Source organism: Azospirillum sp. B4, assembly GCF_000333275.1.
In the GTDB taxonomy this organism is placed as follows: Bacteria; Pseudomonadota; Alphaproteobacteria; order Azospirillales; family Azospirillaceae; genus Nitrospirillum.
This window is the reverse complement of the sequence record NZ_BACU01000079.1, coordinates 1-22515: the sequence shown is the minus strand read 5'-3', so window position 1 is coordinate 22515 and position 22515 is coordinate 1. Positions and strand designations below refer to the sequence as shown.

Here is a 22515-nt window from a genome sequence, read left to right as displayed (position 1 = left end):
CCCATGGCGACGGTTACGCACCTGAAGAAGGCCTGCACGGTCAACCCGCTGAAGATGAGCCAGCCCATAGGCGGCGCCCTGGCCTTCATGGGCCTGCGCGGGTCTATGCCCCTGCTGCACGGGTCGCAGGGCTGCACCTCCTTCGGGCTGGTGCTGTTCGTCCGCCATTTCAAGGAGGCCATCCCCTTGCAGACCACGGCCATGAGCGAGGTGGCCACGGTGCTGGGCGGTTACGACAATGTCGAACAGGCCATCCTGAACATTCACAAGCGCACCAAGCCGGAGATCATCGGCCTCTGCTCCACCGGCGTGACGGAGACCAAGGGCGACGATGTCGAAGGCTACATCCGTCTGGTGCGGGAACGGCATCCCGAGGTGGCGGACCTGCCCATCGTCTATGTCTCCACCCCCGACTTCAAGGACGCCTTCCAGGATGGCTGGGCCAAGGCGGTGACCCGGATGGTGGAGGCGCTGGTGCACCGCCCGTTGCCCGGGGCCGTTCGCGACCGCGCCCGTGTCAACGTGCTGCCGGGATGCCACCTCACCCCCGGCGACCTGGACGAATTGCGCACCATCATCGAGGATTTCGGCCTGCGCCCCAGTTTCCTGCCCGATCTGGCGGGATCGCTGGACGGCCATATACCGGAGGAGTTCACGCCCACCACCATCGGCGGCATCGGCGTGGACGAGGTGGCCGACATGGGCACGGCCGGTTGGACCATCGCCATCGGCGAACAGATGCGCGGCGCCGGCCAGGCACTGCATGACAAGACCGGCGTGCCCTTTCATCTGTTCCAGCGCCTATGCGGCCTGGGCCCCACCGACGATCTGATGATGCTGTTGTCGGAGATCAGCGGCCGGCCGGTGCCGGCCAAATATCGCCGCCAGCGGGGCCAGCTGGTCGACGCCATGCTGGACGGCCACTTCCACATCGGCGGCCGCAAGCTGGCCATCGGGGCGGAGCCGGACCTGCTGGCCGATGTCGGCGGCATGCTGCATGGCATGGGGGCGCAGATCACGGCCGCCGTGACCACCACTCATTCCCCCGTGTTGGCCGATGTCGACACGGGCGAGGTGCTGATCGGCGACCTGGAGGATCTGGAGCGCCTGGCGAAGGAACGGGCTTGCGACCTGCTGATCACCCATTCCCACGGTCGCCAGGCGGCGGCCCGGCTGGGCATCCCCTTCTTCCGCATGGGCATTCCCATGTTCGACCGGCTGGGCGCCGGGCATTTGACCATGGTGGGCTATCGCGGCGCCCGCGACCTGATCTTCGCCCTCAGCAACCTGGTGATGGCCGATGGCGAGGCCCACCACGAACCGACGCCGGACACCTGGCGGACACCGCATGAGCATGGCGCCATTGGCGCCCGGACCGAAGGGGACATCGCATGAAAATCGCGTTCGCGACCCAGGACCTGAAGCGCGTCGACGCCCATTTCGGCTGGGCGCGCAACATCGCCATCTACGAGCTGAGCCCCGAGGGCCATCACTTCCTGAAGGCGGTGGAGTTCGCCGGCGACCTGCAGGAGGACGGCAACGAGGACAAGCTGGCGCCGAAGATCGAGGCGATCAAGGATTGCGCCATCCTGTACGTCGCCGCCATCGGCGGGTCGGGTGCCGCCCGGGTGGTGGCCAACAACATCCACCCCATGAAGGTCAACCAGCCCGAGGCCATCGAGGACCTGCTGGGCCGGCTGCGCGAGGTGCTGGCCGGCACGCCACCGCCCTGGCTGCGCAAGGCCCTGGCCAAGGACGCCCCCCGCACCCTGGATTTCGAGGATTGAGGTAAAGCATGTCCGACATCGCGGAAATCGCGCCGCCCGAAGCGGCGGCCCAGTCCCCCTTCATCAAGGAATTGGTCAAGGTTTGGCGGGCGCAGGACGCCCATGGCACCTGGGACGCCAAGGCCGACCTGGATCTGCTGGAGCCCTACATCCTGGATCGGGAAAAGCGGCGGGCGCTGCCCATCATGGGCGACCCGGATCCTGAGACGATCTGGCGGCTGGAGCTGTTCTTCAACGCCATCGCCCTGTCCATCGAGCGCGCCACCGGCGTCATGGTCTCCCCCATGCTGAAGATGAGCCATGAGGGCTTCGGCCGCATGGTGCTGCTGGGCGGGCGGCTGGTGGTGGTGAACAAGCAGCTGCGCGACGTCCACCGTTTCGGCTTCGACAGCCTGGCCAAGCTGGCGGAGGAGGGGACGAAGTACGTGCAGGCCGGTGTCGACATGATCGCCCGCTTCCCCGACGTGGCCCGGTATTGAGGAGGATGGGCGATGAGCGACGCCGAGGCCCTGAAGGCCGAGATCAAGAAGCTGTCGGCCAAGGCCATGCAGGCCAAGATGGATCTGCACGACCTGTCGGAGGAGCTGCCGGTCAACTGGCCCTCCATCCTGGAGGTGGCGCGGCGCGCCCACGACGCTTTCGCCATCCTGGAAAGCAAGCGCGCCAGCCTGAAGCTGCTGGAAAGCGCCTGACCCCTTTTGAGGGAGTACCCATCCCATGTCCGCCTCCACCCGCGACGGCCGCGACTGGCAGCCCGACTACCTGATCGCCATCGATGCCAAGCGCTGTATCGGCTGTGGCCGCTGCTTCAAGGTTTGCGGTCGCGGCGTGATGGTTCTGAAGGGCCTGAACGAGGATGGCGACCTGATCGATCTCGACGGCGGCGATGACGACGATGAGATCGAGAAGAAGGTCATGGTCATGGATGACGAGGGCGCCTGCATCGGCTGCGGCGCCTGCGCCCGGGTCTGCCCGGCCAAATGCCAGACCCATGGCCCCTTGAGGATGGAGGCCGCGTGACCCGGGCGGGCGGCCACCCAGATTTACGCCCGGCTGATGGCCCGGCGCCGACCCCGCGGCCGAATGGGCGGCCGGGTGGGCGGCCCATTGGGCCCAAGGTGCGAAGGCGGCCCCCGACGCCTTCGAACGGCATGTGGTGGCCAGCATCCTGTCGCTGGCTTTGCGGCGAGGCTATGGCGGCCCGGGACCCGCTGTCCGCTTGGGTGGGGCTGGGGAATGACGCCCTGGGCCGGCTGGTCACTGCGCTGTTTCCCGGTGCGCCGCTGGCCTTGATCTCCACCGCCGGCCCGCCGCCCATCCTGGGCGATGACGAGGTGGCGGTGCGCGACCTGCTGTGGATGTACGCCAGCGCGGGCACCGCCTTGCAGCGCGATCTGTCGGTCATGATCGCCCGGCGCTGCACCCGGCCCAACCACCTGTGGCAGGACCTGGGACTGCGTGACCGGGGGGAGCTGTCGCGCCTGATGGAGCGCCATTTCACCGGCCTGAAGCGGCGCAACAGCCAGGACATGAAGTGGAAGAAGTTCCTGTACCGCATGATCTGCCGGTCGGAGGGCTTCTCCCTCTGCTCGGCCCCCGTTTGCACGGACTGCGACGACTTCGACGCCTGCTTCGGCGCGGAGGAGGGGGAGGCCGTGCTGGCCCACATCCGCGCCGGGCGCGAGCTCTCCCCTTAGCAACCTTCCCTCTAAGCGTTTCGGATGGTGGCGAAGAAGCCCTCGATCTGGCCGCGCAGCGCGGCCGATTGCCGTGACAGGTCATGCACCGCCGACTGCACGCTGCCGGCCATCACGCGATCTTCCCCCGCCGCCACGCTGAGATCATGGATGGTGCCGTCCATCTCCCGCGTGCCCCGCGCCGCCTCGTCGGCATTGCGGGTGATCTCCCGCGTCGCGGCGCCCTGCTGCTCGACCGCGGCGGCGATGGTGGCGGTGATCCGACTGATCTCGCCGATGGTGGTGGCGATGGCCTGGATGGCGGTGGCGGATTCCCGCGTCGCCGCCTGGATGGCACCCACGTGGTGGCTGATCTCCTCCGTCGCCTGGGCGGTCTGCCCGGCCAGCGCCTTCACCTCCGTGGCGACCACGGCGAAGCCCTTGCCGCTGTCGCCCGCCCGCGCCGCCTCGATGGTGGCGTTCAGCGCCAGCAGGTTGGTCTGGGCGGCGACGGCGCCGATCAAATCCACCACGTCGCCGATCTGGCGCGCCCGGTCCGTCAGTCCCCGCACCATCGCGTCGGTGTGGTTGGCCTGGCCCACGGCCTGCGCCGCGATGTGGGTGGATAGGGTGACTTGGCGGCTTATCTCCTCCACCGTGGCCGACAGCTGGCTCGCGGCCGTCGCCACGGTTTGCACATTGGCGGATGCCTGGCGGGACGCCGCCGCCACCGTGGTTGATTGCCGCGAGGCGGCATCGGCGTTGGACGACAGCCTGTCGGCCGTGTCGCGCATGCGCCCGGCGGCCCCGTCGACGGTGCCCAGCGCCGTGGTGATCTGCTGGTCGAACCGATGGATGGCGTCCGCCATCACGACTTGGCGGGCCTCCCGTTCCGCCAGCATGGCCTCCTGGTAGGCGGAAATCGCCAGGTCCATGTCCAGCATGACGGCGGCGTTGATGGCGGCCAGCGTGGCTGTCAGGCGGTGGGGGCGCCATTTCATATGGCGCACCGCCAGGGCCACCAGACGGCCCAGCACATAGTTGTAGCCGCCGATGTACCAGCGCGGTTCCAATCCGATCTTGTTGTGGATCAGGCCGATGGCCCGCACCCCCCGCATATAGGTGCCGTCGAAGCGGCCCCCGAACAGCTGTGCCCAATGCGCGCCCTGGGCGCCCTTCAGGCGGGGGACGTCGTCGCCCAGCAGTCGCGCCAGTCGCGGTTCGCTGGTCACGTGGCGGTAGAAGCCTTCGAGGATGGCCGGCAGTTCCGGTTCCACGACGGTCCAGAAATCCCGCAGCCGGGCGCCGGTATCCGCGTCGATGCCCATGAAGCGCAACCGGGCGTCGCGTTCGGGGCTGCTATCGGTCAGGGCGCGCGGCGTCATTCGATCCCCTGTTCGCGGGCCTTCCACAGGGCGGCGACACGGAAGCGTTCCTGGATGGCCAGCGGGTCGGCCAGAACCTGGGTTTCCGCCTCGTCCAGGGCGGCCTGGGCGATGGCCGCCTCGGCCGCCGTCAGGGGCACCCGTCCGGCCATATGGGTGGCCTCGGGCGCCACGCGCATGATCGCCTGGTAATGGGGGTGGCGCGCCACCTCGACCAGCCCTATCGCCTCCAGCGCGCCGGCCAGGCGCAGGCCCAGCCCCACCACCTCCAGCCGCCGGCCATCCTGTGTGACCTTCACCAATGTCGTCATCCCGTGTCGTCCTTCCTGTTCGGGGCGTTTGTCGCAAAGCCGACGCGTCCTGGCGGAAACCGTCAGGGCCCGGCGGGCAGGGGGGAGCCGGGGCGGGGCTTGCCGTGGTAATAGTCCGGCCGCTCCGGCCAGTCGCCCTCGGGCATGACGCGGAAGGCGGTCAGCCGTACCGGGGCGCCGTCGGAACAGGACACCTCCGCGAACTTGATCTCCCGCGTGCCGGGGCCGGCGGAGAAGTCGGCGACGACGGTGCCGTCCGCCGCCCGCGCCCGGGCGAAACCCGGCACGCCGCCGTCCTGCGCCGGCACGGGATTGGCCAGGAAAAGCGGCTGTTCCAGGCCGTCCACGGCGCTGGCGAAAGCCGGGTCGGCGAAGGTGAACACCGCCAGCACGCCGCTGCGGTCCACCGCCTGGTCGGCGGATGGCGGCCGGGCGACGGAATGCACGGTCAGGGTGCCACCCGCCAGCCTGGCTTTGATCTCATCCAGGGTGAGGGTGGCGTATGGGGTGGCGAGGTTCATGTCGTGTCTCCCTCAAATTGAATGCCTGGCGACCCTTCAAATCAAATTCCGTGCCACGGCCTGACGCGGGTCCCCGCCTCGCGCGGTTCTTGCATGGGATGGCGGGCTCCCCTTTCCGGAAGAGGTCCCCCTGATGGACAGCGACACCACTCCCGCCACCACCCCCGGCGTCGCGTATGCGATCTGCGCCCTGGATGAAATTCCCAGCCGCAAGGCCCGCGGCTTCCATCTGTTGCGTCAGGGGGACGACGGTCAGGCCCGCCCCTGGTCCATCATCGTGGTCCGCTGGGGGCGGCAGGTGTTCGGCTACGTCAACACCTGCCCCCACGATGGCGTGCGCCTGGACTGGGAACGGAACCAGTTCCTGGACCCGGACGGCACCCGGCTGATGTGCGGCAAGCACGGCGCCCTGTTCGACCTGGGCACCGGACGGTGCGTGGAGGGGCCATGCGCGGGGGATGGGCTGCGGCCGGTGGCGCTGGCCGTCCTGGACGGCGATATCTGCGTCACCGGCGTGACCCTGGTGGAAGAGGTTGGGGTGGAAGACGTGGGGGTGGAGGACGTCGCGGCCGAGGGTGCCGGCGACCTTCCGTGTGAAGATGCCGGCGTTTGAGGGCGGCCTATGATCAGACCGGCCGGTTCTCGTTCCGGTTCTTGACCGGGTACATGCCGGCCACGCCTTCTTCGAAGGTGATGGCCTTGTACCGCCCCTCATAGCGCAGGGCGATGTCCAGCAGCACGTCCTGCTTGCCGGCGGTGTCCAGCTTGCGGGTGTCGTTCTTGTCGATACCCAACAGGTCCATCATCTCCTTCCATACGGTGGACTCATCGCAGGGCAGGACGATGAAGGGGATGCCGCCCAGGGTGACCTGGTAGGCGGCCAGCAGGTCGATGTTGTTGCAGAAGATGAAGTACTTCCCCGAGGGTTTCAGCAGGCCATCCAGCACCTGGGCCGCCGTTTCCAGATAGGCGAAGGAGTGGAGATAGCCCGCCAGCACGGGGATCGTCGCCTCCCCCTCCTGGGCGAAGGTCAGGACCTGCTCCATGGAAATGTCCGGCGGGCGCTTCTCGTCGGCGATCTGCGGCTGGAACTTCAGCGCGATGTCGCCGCGGAAGCCGAAGCGCCCGGGCTTGGTGGTCGGCGCCTTCAGCACCGCGTTGAACAGGCGGCCTTCCTGGTCCAGGCGGCCCAGCGCCGTCTTGTCGATCGTCGTCATCATTATCCTCTCATCCGTCGGGGAAGCGCCGGCCCCGTCCCGGGAACCGGCCAGCCCCTCCTTGCAAAGGCTTTGCCGGACGGGATCAACGGCGCGGGGCCTTGCGCGACATGGGGTGGGAGGGCGCCTTGGCATGTCGCAAACCCGACAGGGGGTCGCAAAGGCAACAGGGACGTGTGGGAAATATCGGGGCTTTCCAACGAATTATGCGGTGGCACGCGTTTTGCGGAATAGCCGCGTGCCGGGTTCACGAACCCACCCCCACCTCCCACGAAGGGTGCCGCCATGATCACACTGACCAACAGCGCCTTGAACGCGGTCCGCAGCGCCATCGCCGGTGCCGCCGACCCCGCCGGCGGGCTGCGCATCACCGTCGATGCCGGCGGCTGCGCCGGCTACAAGTACATGATGGGCCTGGTGGGGGAGGCCGGGCCGGAAGACACCGTCGTCGACCAGGACGGCGTGAAGGTCTTCATCGACAGCAAAAGCCAGGAGCTGCTGGCCGGTACCACCATCGATTTCGTGGTGGCGCTGGAAGGATCGGGCTTCACCTTCGACAACCCGAACGCCAAGTCCAGCTGCGGCTGCGGCAAGTCCTTTGGTTGAGGGCCGCGCCATGCTTCTTCCCACGACCGTATCCGAACCTTCCGACCCCATCGCTCCGGCCGAAGAAGACCCGCGCGCGCGGATTGTCCGGGAAGCCATCGCCGAAATCCGGCCCGCCTTGCAGCGTGATGGCGGCGACTGCGAATTCCTGGGCATGGACGGCGACACCGTCAGGGTGCGTCTCGCCGGCGCCTGCGTGATGTGCCGCCTCAGCAGCGCCACGCTGGAAGGCATCCAGGCCCGGGTGGTGGAACGGCTGGGCGCCTTCGTGCGGCTGGTGCCGGTGATGGGCCGGCCGGGGGCCAGCCACTGAGCTCACGCATTGGAACGGGGGCAGCGATCCCATGCAGCCGATCTACCTGGACAACAACGCGACGACCCGCACCCATCCCGACGTGGTCGCCGCCATGCTGCCCTATTTCGGCGAGCGGTTCGCCAACGCCTCGTCCAGCCATGGCCCGGGGGTGGCGGCGGCGGACGGGGTGCGCGCCGCGCGCCGCCAGCTGCAGGCCCTGCTGGGTGCCGCGCACGACCATGAGGTCATCTACACCTCGGGCGGGACGGAGGCCAACAGCACCGCCCTGCTGTCCGCCCTGGAGGTGCAGCCCGGGCGGGATGAGATCGTGACCACGGCGGTGGAACATCCGGCCATCCTGGCCCTGGTGGCGCACCTGGAAAAGACCGGGCGGGCGAAGGCGCACATCATCGGCGTGGACGCCGACGGCCGCTTGGACATGGATGATTTCCAGCGCGCCCTGGGTCCGCGCACGGCGCTGGTCAGCGCCATGTGGGCGAACAACGAGACCGGGGTCCTCTTCCCCGTCGCCGATCTCGCCCGGCGGGCCCACCAGGTGGGCGCCCTGTTCCACACCGATGCCGTGCAGGCGGTGGGCAAACATCCCATCGACCTTCGGGGCACGGAAATCGACATGCTGTCCCTGTCCGGCCACAAGCTGCACGGACCAAAGGGTATCGGGGCCCTGTACCTGCGCAAGGGCGTGCCGTTTCGGCCGCTGATCCGCGGCGGCCGGCAGGAGCGGGGCCGGCGCGGCGGGACGGAGAACGTGCCGGCCATCGTCGGGTTGGGCGCGGCGGCGGCGCTGGCGGCCGGTACCCTGGCGGGCGGCATGGCGCGGGTCCGCCTGTTGCGCGACCGCCTGGAGGAAGGGGTGCTGCGGCGCGTGGAGCGCTGCGTCATCCTGGGGGAGGCCAGCGACCGGCTGGCCAACACCGCCAACATCGTCTTCGACTATGTGGATGGCGAGGCCCTGCTGCTGATGCTGGACCGTGCGGGCATCGCCGCCTCCTCCGGCTCGGCCTGTGCCGCCGGCGGCATGGAACCATCGCATGTCCTGCGGGCCATGCGCGTGCCCTCCCAGGCCGTGCGGGGCGCCATCCGCTTCTCCCTGTCGACCGAGACCACCCTGGCGGAGGTGGAGCGCGTCCTGGCGGTCCTGCCGGACATCGTTGGCCGCCTGCGGCTGAATTCCCCGCCATGGCGCGACCTCGCGGCCGTCGCCCAGCTCACCCAATCCGCCCTTAGCCCGTGAGGAGTCATCCCATGATGCTGAACGCTCCGCCCATCATCATCAACGACACCACGCTGCGTGACGGCGAGCAGGCGCCTGGCGTCGCCTTCACCGTGGAGGAGAAGGTCACCATCGCCCGCCGGCTGGAAGCCGCCGGCGTGGATGAGATCGAGGCCGGCGTTCCCGCCATGGGCCCGGCGGAGGTCGACGCCATCGCCGCCGTGGGGCAGGCCGTCCATAAGTCGGCCGCCATCGCCTGGTGCCGGATGACCGAGGCGGACGTGGACGCGGCCGTTCGCACCGGCCTCAGCCGTGTCAACCTGTCGGTGCCGGTTTCCGATCGCCAGATCTGGGTGAAGTTCCAGACCAGCCGGCAGGAGATCCTGCCCCGCATCCGGCGGGTGGTGTCCTACGCCCGCGACCGTGGTCTCGCCGTGGCCGTCGGCGGTGAGGACTCCAGCCGCGCGGATCTGGATTTCCTGATGCGGGTGGTGAACGCCGCGGATGACGCGGGCGCCCACCGCTTCCGCTTCGCCGACACCGTCGGTGTGCTGGACCCGTTCCGCACGCACGAGATTTTCCGCCAGTTGTGCGCGGAAACCGACCTGGAGCTGGAATTCCACGGCCATGACGATCTGGGCTTGGCCACGGCCAACACCCTGGCCGCCATCCGGGGCGGCGCCACCCATGCCAGCGTCTGCGTGCTGGGCCTGGGTGAACGGGCGGGCAATGCCGCCTTGGAAGAGGTGGTGGCGGCCCTGGGCCCCATCGCCGGCCGGCGCACGGGCGTGGACATGACACAGCTGACCGACCTGGCCGAACTGGTGGCGACGGCGGCTGGCCGGCCCATCGCGGCGGCCAAGTCCATCGTCGGGTCGGCCGTCTTCACCCATGAATCCGGCATCCACGTATCCGGCCTGCTGCGCGACCCGGAAACGTACGAGGCGCTGAACCCCGCCTGGTTCGGGCGCGTGCGCTCCATCGTCCTGGGCAAGCACTCCGGCATGGCGGCCATCAACAACGCGCTGGCGGCCCTGGGCCTGGCGCCGGACGAAGGCCGCGCCCGCCGCGTGCTGGAGGAGGTGCGCAATTGCGCCGTCGCCTGGAAGCGCCCGATCAACGAAGGCGAACTGCTGAAGTTCTACGAGGCCACGGGCGACTGAGGCCACGGGCGACGGAGGAGGGAAGGATGCCGCCGCATGACGCCAGCCTATGGGCCCAGGTGGCCGAGGACATCGCGTGCGTGAAGGGGCGTGATCCGGCGGCGCGCTACACCCTGGAAATCGCGCTGACCTATCCCGGCGTGCATGCCGTGCTGCATCATCGCGCGGCCCATCGGCTCTGGCGGCGGGGGTGGCGGTTCCCCGCCCGCCTGCTGGCTTGGTTCGCCCGGCTGGTGACCAATGTCGACATCCATCCCGGCGCCCGCATCGGCCGGCGCTTCTTCATCGACCACGGCGCCGGCGTGGTGATTGGCGAGACGGCGGAGATCGGCGACGACGTGACGCTGTACCATGGCGTCACCCTGGGTGGGACCAGCTGGTCCCCGGGCAAGCGCCACCCCACCATCGGCGATGGCGTGCTGATCGGCGCCGGGGCCAAGGTGCTGGGCCCCATCACCGTCGCCGCCGGCGCCCGGGTCGGCGCCAACTCCGTCGTCGTGTCGGATGTGCCGCCGGCGATGACGGTGGTGGGCATACCCGGCCGCATCGTCCGCGACCCGCGCGACCGGCGGGCCGCCGCCGACCAGCCCTATGGCCGCATCGACCTGGAACATCACCTGATCCCCGATCCGGTGGGGGAGGCGCTGTCGCTGATGATCGACCGCGTCGCCTTCCTGGAGGCGCGGGTGGGCCACCTGCAAGGCCGCGTGGCGGAGTTGCAGGCGCAGCGTGGCGGCCGGGACACGCCCGCCGCCTGCGCGTGAATGAACCTCAGTGGAGGGTGAAGCTATGGGTGTGTTGGCGGAATTGGGACGGCTGTCGGCGGCCGAGGAATTCTTCGTCTTCCTGGAGGTGCCGTACGACATCGCCGTCGTGCGCGTGGCCCGGCTGCACATCCTGCGCCGCATGGGCCAGTACCTGCGGGGCAGCGAGGAGGAGGGCGCCTTCGACGGATTGGACGAAGGCGCGATCCGCGCCCTCTGCCGCGCCCATCTGGAACAGGCCTACCAGGATTTCGTGGCCTCCTCCCCCATCGCGGAACGTCTGTTCAAGGTGCACCGGGACGCCGTGGCGCCCAAGGCGCCGCCGGCCAAGCCCTTCGTGCCGCTGGCCGCCTTGGGACCGGTGAAGCCTTTGGTGGAATAGAGGCGACATCGATGTCGCCTATCCGACAAGGCACGGGGGCGCGGTGGGCCGGGGTATTCAGTGTTTCCAATACCTTAGACTGTGGCATGGCCTTTGCTTTTCATCCAGGGAACGCCCGTGTAGGAGAGAACCGATGCATATCGTCGTCTGCATGAAGCAGGTGCCCGACAGCGCGCAGATCCGGGTGCATCCGGTGACCAACACCATCATGCGCCAGGGGGTGCCCACCATCATCAACCCCTACGACCTGTTCGCGCTGGAGGAGGCCTTGCGCCTGCGCGACCGGTTGGGGGGCGAGGTGACGGTCCTGACCATGGGACCGCCGATGGCCGAGGATTCCTTGCGCAAGGCGATGACCTATGGCGCCGACCGGGCGGTGCTGCTGACCGACCGGTCCTTCGCCGGTTCCGACACGCTGGCCACCAGCTTCGCGCTGGCGGCGGCGCTGGCCAAGATCGGCCAGGAGTTCGGCGTGCCGCTCATCGTTTTCACCGGCAAGCAGACCATCGACGGCGACACCGCCCAGGTCGGCCCCGGCATCGCCAAGCGCCTGGGCCTGAACCAGCTGACCTACGTGTCGCGGATCGCTGACCTGGATGCCGCCGCCGGCACCATCACCGTGGAACGGCGGGCGGAGGGCGGGGTGCAGGTGCTGTCCACCCGCATGCCGGTGCTGATCACCATGCTGGAAGGCGTGAACGAGATCCGGCGTGGCAGCCTGGACGACGCCTACCGCGCCGCCCGCGCCACCGTCATCAAGTGGAACGCGGCCGACGCCGGCATCACCGACCTGGCCAAGTGCGGCCTGCGCGGGTCTCCCACCATCGTCAAGAAGGTCTTCGCGCCGCAGGCACGGGCGGAAAAGGTGCGCCAGGTGCCAACCACCGACCTGACGACCGAGGCGCTGGCGGCCACGGTGATGGCCGAGATTTTCAAATGCCAGCCGGGGCTTGAGAGCGAGTTGATGCGGTTTTCCGCCGGCCAGTGAGCCGGACCATTGCAAGGGACAGGGGGCATATCATGACCGACGCACCCAAGCCGGCGCCGGCCGGCCGGGCCGGCACGAAGCGCGAATTGCCGGAGCATTTCAAGGCCTACAAGCATGTCTGGGTGGCCGTGGAGTGTGAGCACGGCGTGGTTCATCCCGTGTCCCTGGAACTGCTGGGCGAGGGACGCAAGCTGGCCGACAAGCGGGGGGTGGAACTGGCGGGCGTGATCCTCAGCGGCGACGAGCTGACCGCCGCCCAGGTGGCCGCCGCCTGTTTCGAACATGGCGCCGACCTGGTCTACACCGTCACCGATCCCGTCCTGGCCCATTACCGCAACGAGGCCTACACGCGGGCCATGACCGAGCTGGTCAACACCTACAAGCCGGAGATCCTGCTGCTGGGTGCCACCAACCTGGGGCGCGACCTGGCGGGGTCGGTCGCCACCACGCTGCTGACCGGCCTGACGGCGGACTGCACGGAACTGGCCATTGATGACGAAGGCTCGCTGGCCGCCACACGGCCGACCTTCGGCGGGTCCCTGTTGTGCACCATCATGACCCTGAATTACCGCCCGCAGATGGCGACCGTGCGCCCCCGCGTCATGGCCATGCCCGCCCGCCAGCCCGGCCGCTGGGGACGCGTCCTCGTCCACCCGCTGAACCTGGCGGAGGAGGATGTGATCACCAAGGTGCTGCGCTTCGTGGCCGACCGGGAATCCGACAAGGCGCAGCTGGCCTATGCCGACATCGTCGTCGCCGGCGGCCTGGGCCTGCGCTCGGCGGAGAATTTCCAGCTGGTCCGCGCGTTGGCGGAGGTGCTGGGCGGTGACTACGGCGGTTCGCGACCCCTGGTGCAGAAGGGCTGGATCAGTGCAGACCGCCAGATCGGCCAGACCGGCAAGACCATCCGGCCCAAGCTGTACATCGCCGCCGGCATTTCCGGCGCCATCCAGCACCGGGTGGGGGTGGAAGGGGCGGACACCATCGTCGCCATCAACACCGATCCCAACGCCCCCATCTTCGAATTCGCCCATCTGGGCGTGGTGGCCGACGCCATCGAACTGTTGCCGGCCCTGACCGAGGCGTTCCGTGCGCACCTGTCGGTCAATCGTCTCGCCGGTTGAGGGAGGAAGGCATGATTGAAGAACGGTTTGACGCCATCGTCGTCGGCGCCGGCCCCTCCGGCAACGCCGCCGCCTATACCATGGCCAAGGAGGGGTTGAAGGTCCTGCAGCTGGAACGGGGCGAGTATCCCGGGTCCAAGAACGTTCAGGGCGCCATCCTCTATGCCGACGCCCTGGAACAGATCATCCCGGATTTCCGCGAGGACGCGCCCCTGGAACGCCATGTGATCGAGCAGCGGCTGTGGACCATGGACGACACCTCCTACGTCGGCATGCACTACCGGTCGGAGGACTTCAACGAGGAGAAGCCCAACCGCTACACCATCATCCGCGCCCAGTTCGACAAGTGGTTCAGCGGCAAGGTGCGCGAGGCCGGCGCCGTCCTGTTGTGCGAGACCACGGTGACCGAACTGCTGCGCGACACGCAGGGCCGGGTCATCGGCGTGCGCACGGACCGCGACGGCGGCACCGCCTTCGCCGACGTGGTCATCCTGGGTGAGGGAGTGAATGGCCTGGTGGGCCAGCGCTCCGGCCTTCGGCCCGAGCTGAAGCCCGACACCGTGGCGTTGGCGGTGAAGGAGATGCACTTCCTGCCCCGCGAGGTCATCGAGAGCCGCTTCAACCTCAAGGGCAACGAGGGCGTGGTGATCGAGGCCATGGGCACCATCACCGACGGCATGACGGGAACGGCCTTTCTTTACACCAATCAGGAATCCATCAGTGTCGGCATCGGCTGCATCGTGTCCGACATGGTGGAAGGCGGCCGATCCCCCTACGGCCTGCTGGAGGCGTTCAAGCGCCATCCCAGCGTGCGGCCGCTGCTGGAAAATTCCGAATGCAAGGAGTACGCGGCCCATCTGATCCCGGAGGGTGGCTTCAACGCCATGCCGGATCTCTATGGCGACGGCTGGATCGTGGTGGGCGACGCCGGGCAGTTCGTCAACGCCGTGCACCGCGAGGGCTCCAACCTGGCCATGACCACCGGCCGCATCGCGGGTGAGACGGTGGTGTGGCTGAAGCGGCGGCGCGAGGCCACGTCCAAGGAGAACCTGGCGGAATATCAGCGCCGGCTGAATGAGACCTTCGTCATGAAGGATCTGAAGAAATACCGGCGCATCCCGGATTTCCTGCACCGCAACAAGCAGGTTTTCGGCCTCTATCCCAAGCTGATCAGCGCCGCGGCCCAGACCTGGTTCCGGGTGGACGGCGTCGACAAGCGCACCAAGGAAAAGCAGATCTTCAAGGCGCTACGTCAAGGCCGGACGCTGCCCGGCCTGATTGGCGACGCCGTCAAACTGGCGAGGTCATGGCGATGAGCATGGTGGATGTCGGATCGGCCGGGCCGGTCGTAAAGGTCGAGGAGCGCCTGTTCCAGAACCGCTACCTGGTGGATGCGGGGCGGCCGCACATCAGGATCAGGCCGCACGAGGCGCCGTCCAAGGCCCTTTTGGCGCTGACCCATCTCTGTCCCGCCGGTTGCTACAGCCAGAACGACAAGGGCCAGGTGGAGGCTGTGGTGGACGGCTGCGTCGAATGCGGCACCTGCCGCGTCGTCACCGCCAAGACGGGCGAGTTGGAATGGAACTACCCGCGCGGCGGCTTTGGCGTCCTGTTCAAGTTCGGCTGAGCCCATGGACGCGGATGGCGACGCCCAGGCCTGGCGCCTTTCCGAGGCGGAGATCGAGCGCCTGGTGGAGGAGGACCTGCGTTTCGGCGACCTCACCACCCGCGCGCTGGGGATCGGCGCCCATCCCGGCCGCATGACCTTCGCCGCCCGGCCGGCCTTGGTGCTGTCCGGGGTGGATGAGGCGGCACGGCTGCTGACGCGCCTGGGGGCGACGGTATCCTTCGCGGCCAAGGCCGGCGGGACGTACGACCCGGGCGCCCCCTTGCTGACGGCCGAGGGGCCGGCCGCGGCCCTGCATGCGGGATGGAAGGTGGCGCAGACAGTGATGGAATGGGCCTCCGGCATCGCCACGCTGACGCATGACATCGTCGTGGCGGCCCGGGCGGTTAAGCCAGGCATTCCGGTGCTGTGCACGCGCAAGTCGGTTCCCTATACCCGCCATCTGTCCCTGAAGGCGGTGATCGCCGGCGGCGGCGAGGTCCACCGCCTGGGCCTGTCCGATACCTTGCTGATCTTCCCCGAACACCGGGTTTTCCTGGGCGATGACCTGGCGACGGCGATCACCACCCTGAAACGGCGAGTGCCGGAGCGGGCGGTGATGGTCGAGGTGACGTCCGAGGCGGAGGCCATGGCCGCCGCCGCCGCCCGGGCCGATGTCATCCAGCTGGAGAAGTTCACCCCCGACGCGGTGCGGGCCCTGGTGTGTCGCATCGCCCGGCATGGCGACGGCCGCCCCGTTATCGCCGCAGCTGGCGGCATCAACGCCGGCAACGCCGCGGCCTATGCCGCCGCCGGGGCGGATACCCTGGTCACCTCCGCCCCGTTCCATGCCAAGCCGGCGGATATCCAGGTCCGCATCTCGCCGGTATGAATACTTTCGTAGTCTTATTTAATTTTCCGACCGAACTAATAATCGTCCGGATTTTTGGAATGAATCCTCTTGCGCCTGCGTTTCGCACCTGCGAAAATAACATTAGACAGTTGGTTAATCGGTCCACGACGACCGATGCCGGATGTCGGATGGTTAGGCCTCAGACAAGAGGAGACGTCCGATGCCTTTGACTGGTGCCGCCTCATCTCTGTCTTCCTCCCCTCAGGCCCTTTCCGCACCGCAAGCGGGTGGGGCCTCACGGGCCAGCGAATTTTCCACCCGCGCGGAAATCGCGCTGCACGGCGTTTATGAGATTTCCAAGATTCTGGCCGTCCCGGCACGGCTGGAAACGACTCTGTCCAACGTCCTGGCCCTGCTGTCCAGCTTCCTGGAAATGCACCACGGCATCATCGCCCTGCTGGGCGACGACGGCTCGCCCGAGGTGGTGGTGGGCCTGGGATGGACGGAGAAGAACGCCAAGAGCTACTTCGACCGGTTGCCGGAACGGGCCATTGGCCAAGTTGTCACCACCCAGATGCCGGTGGTGGTGGAAAGCGTGGCGGACAGCCCGCTGTTCGCCGACTGGTCGCCGGTGGAATGGGACACGGATGCGCGCGTCTCGTTCATCGGCGTGCCCATCAAGGAACGGGACCGGGTCATCGGAACGCTGACCCTGGACCGGACCTGGGATGGGCGGACCATGGTTCGCCTGGATGAGGACGTCCGCTTCCTGGTGATGATCGCCAACCTGGTCGGCCAGACGGTGCGCCTGCACGATGTCATCGGCCGCGATCGCGAACGGCTGATGAGCGCGCAGCGGCGGCTGGAGAAGGAGCTGTCGGAATCCGTGCGGCCGGAACGCGAGGCCGGAAGCCAGGGAACGGGCGTCCAGGGCATCGTGGGATCCAGCCCGGCCATCCGCGCCGTGGTCGACAAGATCAAGATCGTGGCCCGCAGCAATTCCACGGTGCTGCTGCGCGGGGAATCCGGCACCGGCAAGGAGCTGTTCGCCCGGGCCACCCACGACCTGTCACCCCGCCGCAAGGGGCCGTTCGTCAAGCTGAACTGTGCCGCGCTGCCGGAATCCATGCTGGAGTCCGAGCTGTTCGGGCACGAGAAGGGCGCCTTCACCGGCGCGCTCACCCAACGCAAGGGCCGGTTCGAGCTGGCGCACGGCGGTACCCTGTTCCTGGATGAGATCGGTGAGATATCCCCGTCGTTCCAGGCCAAGCTGCTGCGCGTCCTGCAGGAGGGCGAGTTCGAGCGGGTGGGCGGCTCGCGCACCTTGCAGGTCGATGTCCGGCTGGTCACGGCGACCAACCGGAACCTGGAGGACGCGGTGGCCAAGGGGGAGTTCCGCGCCGACCTGTACTATCGCATCAACGTCGTCTCCATCGCGCTGCCGGCCCTGCGTGACAGGCGCGAGGACGTGAACCTACTGGCCGGTGAATTCCTGCGGCGCTTCAACCAGGAGCACGGCACCCAGATGGCGTTGACCGCGTCAGCGAAGGATGTGCTGGAAACCTGCTATTTCCCCGGCAACGTCCGCGAGCTGGAGAACTGTGTGCGGCGGACGGCCACCCTGGCGAAGGAACCCAGGATCGTGGCGGACGACTTCGCCTGCCACCATGACGAATGTCTGTCATCCACCCTGTGGAAAGGGGCCATCGGCACGGGCGCGTCGTTCAAGATCATCCCCCGCGTATCCCCGCCGCAGCCGCCGCCGGCCGACGGCCCGGGGGACGCGGCTGCGGCGCGGCCCGCCAGTTGCCCGCAGTCGGGGACCTGCAGTGTGGCGCAGGGTGATGGCCTGTCGGAACGCGAACGCCTGCTGCAGGCCATGGAGACCGCCGGCTGGGTCCAGGCCAAGGCCGCCCGGCTGCTGAATCTCACCCCCCGTCAGGTCGGCTACGCGCTGACCAAGCACAACATACCAGTCAAGAAGTTCTGATCCATCCGTCACATCCTCAGAAGGTAGGTCTGCATAATGAAGCTCAGCGCGCGTAACGTCATTGAAGGCAAGGTCGTTTCCGTCACCAAGGGCGTCACCACCGCCCATGTGAAGATCGAGATCGCCAACGGCTGTCTACTCACCTCATCCATCACCAATGAGTCGGTGGATGACCTGGAGATCAAGGTGGGCGACACCGTATCGGCGATCATCAAGTCGTCCGACGTGATCATCGGCAAGTAAAGCGCGAAGGGTAGGGTTTTGGGAAAAGGGGGCGGCGCCCGTGGCCCGCCCCCTTTTTGTATATCAGGCCCCGGCCTCGCCGGCGCGCCGGCGCGCCGCCGCCCAGCGTGAGGTTTCGTTCCACCAGTCGGCGATGATGGCGCCATCGCACAGCAGCGTTGTGCCATAACCCCCGGTGAAGGCCAGCCACGCGCCGTAGAAGCGTTCCGGCACGGCGGTCAGCACGGGCAGGCCGGCGCCGATCGCCGCCGCCAGTTCGGCGCGCAGGCCGCCGCCCTCGGCTTCCGTCTTGCCGAACTTGTTGATGATGATCAACTCCACGCCCTCGCCGATGGCCTGGCTGACGGCTTGGGCGGCGTCGGCCAGGCCCGCCTGGTTCAGCCGGCATGAGGTCGAGCCCGGCCCCAGATTCTGGCAGATGGGTATGACCCGGTCGGTCCGCAGATCCACCACTTCCATCAGCGTCACCGGGCCACAGGCGTTGTGGATGTTGCGCTGGATGATGCCGCCGATGGCGTGGCCAGCGGCGCGCAGGTCCTCGGCGAAGGTGGCCAGCATCCGGTCGACATCGTCCGCCGGTTGATAGATCACGGCGGCCAGGTTCAACAGGTTCTGGGTGTAGGCGACGCTGTCAGGCATGGGGCCTCCTGTAGGCTGGACTGTTCCCCGACGGTCATGTGCGGGGATTGTCCGCCGGTTGCAGGCGCCATGCCAATCCCGTGGTCCCACCGATCCCGGACAGGCGGCCGCTGGTGAGGACCAATCCGGTCGCGGATGCGACAGGGGCTGTCGGGTTCCCGACGTTGGCGGGGGATGGGCCAAATGCGCGAAACCCCAGCCCTTCCGCCGTTTTTCCGCGCTGATGGCGCCTGGCACGGCCCTTGCTGAATTCAGGTCACTCCCCCCGAGACCAGGATCAAGGAACCGGTCGATGAAGGTGATGATCCGCCGCTCGCCTGAGAGCGGCCTGTCGATATACGTGCCCAAGAAGGACCTTGAGGAGCCCGTGGTGGAGGCGGAGCACGAGACGCTGTGGGGCGGCTGGGTGCGCATCGCCAACGGCTGGGTGCTGGAGCTGCCGCCCATGGCGGCGGACACGCGCCTGCCCATCACGGTCAACGCGCGCAAGCGCGGCGATGAGGAGGACGGGCAATGACCGCGGCGCTAGCTCTGCCGGACACGACGGCGGCGGCGGAAGACCTGCTGGCCGACCTCGCCGCCGGCCTGCGGCAGGGCCGGGTGGTGCCCTACCTGGGGGCGGGCCTGGCCCAGACGCTGACACCCGGCGCGGTGTCGCCGGCACCGGCCACGCCTGAGGCGCTGGCGGACTTCTTCGCCGGCAAGGTGGCCTTGCCGCGCCGCGCCAAGGGTAACGCCTGGGCGTCGGCCCAGCACATCGAAAGCTACAAGCATCGTTCCACCCTGTCCGCCTGGATGGCGGAGGCGTTTCAGGCGCCCGTGGCGCCCACGGCCCTGCACGCCCATCTGGCCGGCCTGGGCCTGCCCCTGATCGTCGACACCTGGTACGACGGCGCCATGCGTGCCGCCCTGGCAGCCCAGGGGGGGAACTGGGGTGAGGTGCAGGGCATCAGCCGCGCCGGCATCGGTGAGGATCGCTGGTATCGCTTCTACGATGCGGAGGGGGCGGAGGTGGGTCGCGATGCGGCGGCCGGGTGGACCACGCTGCTGTACAAGCCTCATGGCGGCGCCGTGCCGGCGCGAAACTTCCTGATCTCCGACGCCGACTATGTCGAGGTCCTGACGGAAATCGACATCCAGACGCCCATTCCCGAGGTGGTCAAGGACCGGCGCCGGGACCGTGGCTTCCTGTTCCTGGGCTGCCGGTTCCACGACCAGTTGCTGCGCACCTACGCCCGCCAGGTCACCAAACGCTCAGGCTCCACACATTACGCCGTCGTCGATCCGGAGGGGCTAACCCGCAACGAAGTGAGGTTCCTGGCGGCGCAGGGGGTGACGCCCATCGCCCTGCCCCTGGAACGCGCCGCCGCCATCCTGACCCAGGCGGCTTGAGCCGCCATTCTGGCCCAGGCGGCCTGACACGCCTGTGAGCAAACGCCTGCCGTTGAACCGCCGTGCCATGGCACGGCCCTGACGTCCGACCGCCGGTCCCCGCTCCGCAAGTGCGGGACCGCCCATAAGCGAGGAATGACCATGCACGCATCGACGCAGCAGGACGGGCCCGCCGCCAGCTCCCTTACTCCCCTCGTCACCATCGACGCCGTGATGCAGCAGGTGGCGGAGCACAAGGGCTGTGGCACCCAGGGCGGCAGCGGCAAGGCCAGCTGCGGGTCCGCCGCTGGCCAGGGCGATCTGCCCACCGAGATTTGGGAGAAGGTGAAGAACCATCCCTGCTATAGCGAGGAGGCGCACCACCATTACGCCCGCATGCATGTGGCGGTGGCGCCCGCCTGCAACATCCAGTGCAATTACTGCAACCGCAAATACGACTGCGCCAACGAATCCCGCCCCGGCGTGGTCAGCGAACGGCTGACGCCGGAGCAGGCGGCCAAGAAGGTGGTGGCCGTCGCTTCCACCATTCCGCAGATGACGGTGCTGGGCATCGCCGGCCCCGGCGATCCGCTGGCCAACCCGGCCAAGACCTTCAAGACCTTCGAGCTGATCTCCCAGACGGCGCCGGACATCAAGCTGTGCCTGTCGACCAACGGCCTGGCGCTGCCCGACCATGTCGACACCATCGCGCGCTACAACGTCGATCACGTGACCATCACCATCAACATGGTGGACCCGGAAATCGGCGCGAAGATCTATCCGTGGATCTTCTGGAACCACAAGCGCTACACCGGCGTGGAGGCGGCCAAGATCCTGACGGACCGGCAGCTGCAGGGCCTGGAGATGCTGACCGAGCGCGGCATCCTGTGCAAGGTCAACTCGGTCATGATCCCCGGGGTCAACGACCAGCACCTGGTGGAGGTGAACCGGGCGGTGAAGTCGCGCGGCGCCTTCCTGCACAACATCATGCCCCTGATCTCCGCCCCCGAGCATGGCACCGTCTTCGGCCTGACCGGCCAGCGCGGCCCCACGGCGCAGGAATTGAAGGCCCTGCAGGACAGTTGCGAGGGCGAGATGAACATGATGCGGCATTGCCGCCAGTGCCGCGCCGACGCCGTCGGCCTGCTGGGCGAAGACCGCAGCGCCGAATTCACCACCGAAAAGATCATGGAGATGGAGGTCGCCTACGACCTCGACGGCCGCAAGGCCTACCAGGCCAAGGTGGAGGAGGAGCGCGTGGCCAAGGTGGCGGCCAAGCATGAGGAACTGGCCACCCTGGCGGGGGAGAGCAGCGACATCACCCTGCTGGTCGCGGTGGCGACCAAGGGCTCCGGCCTGATCAACGAGCATTTCGGCCACGCCAAGGAATTCCAGGTGTATGAGCTGTCGACGGCGGGCGCCAAGTTCGTCGGCCACCGGCGGGTGGACCTGTATTGCCAGGGCGGCTACGGCGACGAGGGCAGCCTGGAAACCGTCATCCGCGCCATCAACGACTGCCACGCCGTCTTCGTCGCCAAGATCGGTGGCTGTCCCAAGGACGACCTGACCAAGGCCGGCATCGAGCCCGTGGACGGCTACGCCCACGAATTCATCGAGAAGTCGGCCATAGCCTGGTTCAAGGGCTATCTGGAAAAGGTGGCCAGCGGTGCGCTGGAACACCAACCGCGCGGCGACGCCGCCATCCGCCAGGGCGCGCTGATCGTCGCAGCCTGAGGCACCCTGGCGCGGCCGGGGCCCGCATCCCCGCCGCGCCAGGATATTCCCCAAGAGGAGCATCCTGTCATGGCCTTGAAGATCATCGCGTCCCAGTGCACCAGCTGTTCCGCCTGCGAAGCCGAATGCCCCAACGTGGCCATTTCGGAAAAGAACGGGACCTTCGTCATCAATCCCAAGAAGTGCACGGAGTGTCTGGGCCATTTCGACGCGCCGCAGTGCGCCGCCGTCTGCCCAGTCGACAACACCTGCGTCATCGACACCTCATATCCCCGCTACCAGCTGCCGGCGTAAAGGAGACTTTCCCCATGAGCTTCACCATCACTCCCGCGGCGGAGCGCTTCATCCGCTTCATGGTGCGCGCCGACGGCGGCCCGGGCAGCGGCTTCCGCCTGGTGTTGAGTCCGGGCGGCTGTTCCGGCCTGTCGGCGGACATCAGCGTGGAAAGCGCCGCGCGGCCGGGTGACGCCGTCGTCGAACGCGATGGCCTGCGGCTGTTCCTGCCCGTGGAGAGCCGCCTGCTGCTTCAAGGCGTCACCATCGACTTCGCCGAGAGCGGTTCGCAGTCCGGCCTGTTCTTCCGCGACCCCCAGGCCGTGTCGTGCGGGTCGCACCACAGCGCGCCG

Annotated in this window: 30 protein-coding genes; 25 read left to right on the top strand and 5 right to left on the bottom strand. The window is 68.0% G+C overall.

Annotated elements, in window-relative coordinates; all coding sequences use genetic code 11:
• The first annotated feature begins 3 nt into the window (after positions 1-3).
• The 6 genes from nifN to I55_RS03670 all read left to right on the top strand — a co-directional run bounded on the left by nifN (position 4) and on the right by I55_RS03670 (position 3484).
• Positions 4-1395 (top strand): nitrogenase iron-molybdenum cofactor biosynthesis protein NifN, encoded by a 1392-nt coding sequence (nifN, locus tag I55_RS03695; protein WP_044559189.1) that lies wholly within the window; start codon positions 4-6, stop codon positions 1393-1395.
• A complete protein-coding gene (gene nifX / locus I55_RS03690; protein WP_044559154.1) occupies positions 1392-1787 on the top strand; it encodes a nitrogen fixation protein NifX in 396 nt (131 codons plus the stop codon). The genes nifN and nifX overlap by 4 nt, the downstream gene beginning before the upstream one ends.
• Before the next feature lie 8 nt (positions 1788-1795).
• Entirely contained in the window at positions 1796-2266 is a 471-nt protein-coding gene (locus I55_RS03685; RefSeq protein ID WP_044559153.1) for a NifX-associated nitrogen fixation protein, read from the top strand.
• Between the two features lie 12 nt (positions 2267-2278).
• Positions 2279-2479, top strand: a complete 201-nt coding sequence (locus I55_RS03680; RefSeq protein WP_044559152.1) for a CCE_0567 family metalloprotein — start codon at positions 2279-2281, stop codon at positions 2477-2479.
• Between the two features lie 25 nt (positions 2480-2504).
• A complete protein-coding gene (gene fdxB, locus I55_RS03675; protein WP_044559151.1) occupies positions 2505-2807 on the top strand; it encodes a ferredoxin III, nif-specific in 303 nt (100 codons plus the stop codon).
• Between the two features lie 173 nt (positions 2808-2980).
• On the top strand, positions 2981-3484 hold the full coding sequence (locus I55_RS03670) for a nitrogen fixation protein NifQ (RefSeq protein WP_148293555.1): 504 nt from the start codon (positions 2981-2983) through the stop codon (positions 3482-3484).
• Between the two features lie 11 nt (positions 3485-3495).
• Here the strand turns inward: I55_RS03670 and I55_RS03665 are convergent, their stop codons facing one another.
• From I55_RS03665 to I55_RS03655, 3 genes are all read right to left on the bottom strand, one after another.
• Entirely contained in the window at positions 3496-4848 is a 1353-nt protein-coding gene (locus I55_RS03665) for a globin-coupled sensor protein (protein WP_044559150.1), read from the bottom strand.
• Complete coding sequence (locus I55_RS03660) at positions 4845-5159, bottom strand: hypothetical protein (protein ID WP_044559149.1); 315 nt, start codon at positions 5157-5159, stop codon at positions 4845-4847. Before I55_RS03660 ends, I55_RS03665 begins: the two co-directional genes overlap by 4 nt.
• Positions 5160-5221: 62 nt before the next feature.
• The gene (locus tag I55_RS03655) at positions 5222-5680 is read right to left on the bottom strand and encodes a hypothetical protein (protein ID WP_044559148.1); all 459 of its coding nucleotides are present in this window, start codon (positions 5678-5680) and stop codon (positions 5222-5224) included.
• A gap of 133 nt (positions 5681-5813) precedes the next feature.
• Here I55_RS03655 and I55_RS03650 point away from each other — a divergent pair, with 133 nt between their 5' ends.
• A complete protein-coding gene (locus I55_RS03650) occupies positions 5814-6293 on the top strand; it encodes a Rieske 2Fe-2S domain-containing protein (protein ID WP_044559147.1) in 480 nt (159 codons plus the stop codon).
• A 13-nt stretch (positions 6294-6306) separates the two neighbouring features.
• Here the strand turns inward: I55_RS03650 and I55_RS03645 are convergent, their stop codons facing one another.
• A complete protein-coding gene (locus I55_RS03645) occupies positions 6307-6900 on the bottom strand; it encodes a hypothetical protein (RefSeq protein WP_199902445.1) in 594 nt (197 codons plus the stop codon).
• A 282-nt stretch (positions 6901-7182) separates the two neighbouring features.
• Here I55_RS03645 and I55_RS03640 point away from each other — a divergent pair, with 282 nt between their 5' ends.
• The 13 genes from I55_RS03640 (at position 7183) to I55_RS03580 (ending at position 18145) form a co-directional block, all read left to right on the top strand.
• Positions 7183-7503, top strand: a complete 321-nt coding sequence (locus I55_RS03640; protein ID WP_044559146.1) for an iron-sulfur cluster assembly accessory protein — start codon at positions 7183-7185, stop codon at positions 7501-7503.
• A 10-nt stretch (positions 7504-7513) separates the two neighbouring features.
• A complete protein-coding gene (locus I55_RS03635) occupies positions 7514-7816 on the top strand; it encodes a NifU family protein (RefSeq protein WP_044559145.1) in 303 nt (100 codons plus the stop codon).
• 31 nt (positions 7817-7847) lie between these two features.
• Positions 7848-9053: a cysteine desulfurase NifS gene (gene nifS, locus I55_RS03630; RefSeq protein WP_044559144.1), complete on the top strand. Its 1206-nt coding sequence runs from the start codon at positions 7848-7850 to the stop codon at positions 9051-9053.
• Positions 9054-9064: 11 nt separating this feature from the next.
• Positions 9065-10195: a homocitrate synthase gene (nifV, locus tag I55_RS03625; protein ID WP_252181001.1), complete on the top strand. Its 1131-nt coding sequence runs from the start codon at positions 9065-9067 to the stop codon at positions 10193-10195.
• Between the two features lie 26 nt (positions 10196-10221).
• Complete coding sequence (cysE, locus tag I55_RS03620) at positions 10222-10959, top strand: serine O-acetyltransferase (protein WP_044559143.1); 738 nt, start codon at positions 10222-10224, stop codon at positions 10957-10959.
• A gap of 25 nt (positions 10960-10984) precedes the next feature.
• The gene (gene nifW / locus I55_RS03615; RefSeq protein ID WP_044559142.1) at positions 10985-11341 is read left to right on the top strand and encodes a nitrogenase stabilizing/protective protein NifW; all 357 of its coding nucleotides are present in this window, start codon (positions 10985-10987) and stop codon (positions 11339-11341) included.
• A 133-nt stretch (positions 11342-11474) separates the two neighbouring features.
• Entirely contained in the window at positions 11475-12329 is an 855-nt protein-coding gene (locus I55_RS03610) for an electron transfer flavoprotein subunit beta/FixA family protein (RefSeq protein ID WP_044559141.1), read from the top strand.
• Positions 12330-12361: 32 nt separating this feature from the next.
• A complete protein-coding gene (locus I55_RS03605; protein WP_044559140.1) occupies positions 12362-13453 on the top strand; it encodes an electron transfer flavoprotein subunit alpha/FixB family protein in 1092 nt (363 codons plus the stop codon).
• Positions 13454-13464: 11 nt separating this feature from the next.
• The gene (locus I55_RS03600; protein ID WP_044559139.1) at positions 13465-14769 is read left to right on the top strand and encodes an FAD-dependent oxidoreductase; all 1305 of its coding nucleotides are present in this window, start codon (positions 13465-13467) and stop codon (positions 14767-14769) included.
• Positions 14766-15080 (top strand): ferredoxin family protein, encoded by a 315-nt coding sequence (locus I55_RS03595; protein WP_252181000.1) that lies wholly within the window; start codon positions 14766-14768, stop codon positions 15078-15080. The genes I55_RS03600 and I55_RS03595 overlap by 4 nt, the downstream gene beginning before the upstream one ends.
• Before the next feature lie 4 nt (positions 15081-15084).
• Positions 15085-15951, top strand: coding sequence for a ModD protein (gene modD / locus I55_RS03590; protein ID WP_044559137.1), 867 nt, complete (start codon positions 15085-15087; stop codon positions 15949-15951).
• Positions 15952-16132: 181 nt separating this feature from the next.
• The gene (gene nifA / locus I55_RS03585) at positions 16133-17902 is read left to right on the top strand and encodes a nif-specific transcriptional activator NifA (RefSeq protein WP_044559136.1); all 1770 of its coding nucleotides are present in this window, start codon (positions 16133-16135) and stop codon (positions 17900-17902) included.
• A 36-nt stretch (positions 17903-17938) separates the two neighbouring features.
• A complete protein-coding gene (locus I55_RS03580; protein WP_044559135.1) occupies positions 17939-18145 on the top strand; it encodes a molybdopterin-binding protein in 207 nt (68 codons plus the stop codon).
• Between the two features lie 63 nt (positions 18146-18208).
• On the opposite strand, the gene I55_RS03575 is transcribed toward I55_RS03580, so the two are convergent.
• Positions 18209-18784: a DUF2478 domain-containing protein gene (locus I55_RS03575; protein ID WP_044559134.1), complete on the bottom strand. Its 576-nt coding sequence runs from the start codon at positions 18782-18784 to the stop codon at positions 18209-18211.
• A 292-nt stretch (positions 18785-19076) separates the two neighbouring features.
• On the opposite strand from I55_RS03575, the gene nifT reads away from it, so the two are divergent.
• The 5 genes from nifT to I55_RS03550 form a co-directional block, all read left to right on the top strand.
• On the top strand, positions 19077-19301 hold the full coding sequence (nifT, locus tag I55_RS03570) for a putative nitrogen fixation protein NifT (RefSeq protein WP_044559133.1): 225 nt from the start codon (positions 19077-19079) through the stop codon (positions 19299-19301).
• Entirely contained in the window at positions 19298-20176 is an 879-nt protein-coding gene (locus I55_RS03565; RefSeq protein WP_044559132.1) for an SIR2 family protein, read from the top strand. The genes nifT and I55_RS03565 overlap by 4 nt, the downstream gene beginning before the upstream one ends.
• 141 nt (positions 20177-20317) lie before the next feature.
• Positions 20318-21889 (top strand): nitrogenase cofactor biosynthesis protein NifB, encoded by a 1572-nt coding sequence (gene nifB, locus I55_RS03560; protein ID WP_044559186.1) that lies wholly within the window; start codon positions 20318-20320, stop codon positions 21887-21889.
• Positions 21890-21958: 69 nt separating this feature from the next.
• Positions 21959-22183 (top strand): 4Fe-4S binding protein, encoded by a 225-nt coding sequence (locus I55_RS03555; RefSeq protein ID WP_044559131.1) that lies wholly within the window; start codon positions 21959-21961, stop codon positions 22181-22183.
• 14 nt (positions 22184-22197) lie between these two features.
• Positions 22198-22515: iron-sulfur cluster assembly accessory protein (locus I55_RS03550; RefSeq protein WP_044559130.1), on the top strand; the 318-nt coding region annotated here is incomplete at its 3' end.

What these genes read in the sequence shown, in the direction of transcription:
- I55_RS03670 (WP_148293555.1), top strand. Translation starts at nt 2,981, where the DNA reads ATGGCGGCCCGGGACCCGCTGTCCGCTTGGGTGGGGCTGGGGAATGAC.
- cysE (WP_044559143.1), top strand. Translation starts at nt 10,222, where the DNA reads ATGCCGCCGCATGACGCCAGCCTATGGGCCCAGGTGGCCGAGGACATC.
- I55_RS03575 (WP_044559134.1), bottom strand. Translation starts at nt 18,784, where the DNA reads ATGCCTGACAGCGTCGCCTACACCCAGAACCTGTTGAACCTGGCCGCC.
- nifA (WP_044559136.1), top strand. Translation starts at nt 16,133, where the DNA reads ATGCCTTTGACTGGTGCCGCCTCATCTCTGTCTTCCTCCCCTCAGGCC.
- I55_RS03555 (WP_044559131.1), top strand. Translation starts at nt 21,959, where the DNA reads ATGGCCTTGAAGATCATCGCGTCCCAGTGCACCAGCTGTTCCGCCTGC.
- I55_RS03680 (WP_044559152.1), top strand. Translation starts at nt 2,279, where the DNA reads ATGAGCGACGCCGAGGCCCTGAAGGCCGAGATCAAGAAGCTGTCGGCC.
- I55_RS03655 (WP_044559148.1), bottom strand. Translation starts at nt 5,680, where the DNA reads ATGAACCTCGCCACCCCATACGCCACCCTCACCCTGGATGAGATCAAA.
- nifV (WP_252181001.1), top strand. Translation starts at nt 9,065, where the DNA reads ATGATGCTGAACGCTCCGCCCATCATCATCAACGACACCACGCTGCGT.
- I55_RS03610 (WP_044559141.1), top strand. Translation starts at nt 11,475, where the DNA reads ATGCATATCGTCGTCTGCATGAAGCAGGTGCCCGACAGCGCGCAGATC.
- modD (WP_044559137.1), top strand. Translation starts at nt 15,085, where the DNA reads ATGGACGCGGATGGCGACGCCCAGGCCTGGCGCCTTTCCGAGGCGGAG.
- I55_RS03665 (WP_044559150.1), bottom strand. Translation starts at nt 4,848, where the DNA reads ATGACGCCGCGCGCCCTGACCGATAGCAGCCCCGAACGCGACGCCCGG.
- nifS (WP_044559144.1), top strand. Translation starts at nt 7,848, where the DNA reads ATGCAGCCGATCTACCTGGACAACAACGCGACGACCCGCACCCATCCC.
- nifX (WP_044559154.1), top strand. Translation starts at nt 1,392, where the DNA reads ATGAAAATCGCGTTCGCGACCCAGGACCTGAAGCGCGTCGACGCCCAT.
- I55_RS03605 (WP_044559140.1), top strand. Translation starts at nt 12,362, where the DNA reads ATGACCGACGCACCCAAGCCGGCGCCGGCCGGCCGGGCCGGCACGAAG.
- I55_RS03600 (WP_044559139.1), top strand. Translation starts at nt 13,465, where the DNA reads ATGATTGAAGAACGGTTTGACGCCATCGTCGTCGGCGCCGGCCCCTCC.
- I55_RS03635 (WP_044559145.1), top strand. Translation starts at nt 7,514, where the DNA reads ATGCTTCTTCCCACGACCGTATCCGAACCTTCCGACCCCATCGCTCCG.
- I55_RS03660 (WP_044559149.1), bottom strand. Translation starts at nt 5,159, where the DNA reads ATGACGACATTGGTGAAGGTCACACAGGATGGCCGGCGGCTGGAGGTG.
- I55_RS03645 (WP_199902445.1), bottom strand. Translation starts at nt 6,900, where the DNA reads ATGATGACGACGATCGACAAGACGGCGCTGGGCCGCCTGGACCAGGAA.
- I55_RS03685 (WP_044559153.1), top strand. Translation starts at nt 1,796, where the DNA reads ATGTCCGACATCGCGGAAATCGCGCCGCCCGAAGCGGCGGCCCAGTCC.
- nifN (WP_044559189.1), top strand. Translation starts at nt 4, where the DNA reads ATGGCGACGGTTACGCACCTGAAGAAGGCCTGCACGGTCAACCCGCTG.
- nifW (WP_044559142.1), top strand. Translation starts at nt 10,985, where the DNA reads ATGGGTGTGTTGGCGGAATTGGGACGGCTGTCGGCGGCCGAGGAATTC.
- I55_RS03640 (WP_044559146.1), top strand. Translation starts at nt 7,183, where the DNA reads ATGATCACACTGACCAACAGCGCCTTGAACGCGGTCCGCAGCGCCATC.
- nifB (WP_044559186.1), top strand. Translation starts at nt 20,318, where the DNA reads ATGCACGCATCGACGCAGCAGGACGGGCCCGCCGCCAGCTCCCTTACT.
- I55_RS03565 (WP_044559132.1), top strand. Translation starts at nt 19,298, where the DNA reads ATGACCGCGGCGCTAGCTCTGCCGGACACGACGGCGGCGGCGGAAGAC.
- nifT (WP_044559133.1), top strand. Translation starts at nt 19,077, where the DNA reads ATGAAGGTGATGATCCGCCGCTCGCCTGAGAGCGGCCTGTCGATATAC.
- I55_RS03595 (WP_252181000.1), top strand. Translation starts at nt 14,766, where the DNA reads ATGAGCATGGTGGATGTCGGATCGGCCGGGCCGGTCGTAAAGGTCGAG.
- fdxB (WP_044559151.1), top strand. Translation starts at nt 2,505, where the DNA reads ATGTCCGCCTCCACCCGCGACGGCCGCGACTGGCAGCCCGACTACCTG.
- I55_RS03650 (WP_044559147.1), top strand. Translation starts at nt 5,814, where the DNA reads ATGGACAGCGACACCACTCCCGCCACCACCCCCGGCGTCGCGTATGCG.
- I55_RS03580 (WP_044559135.1), top strand. Translation starts at nt 17,939, where the DNA reads ATGAAGCTCAGCGCGCGTAACGTCATTGAAGGCAAGGTCGTTTCCGTC.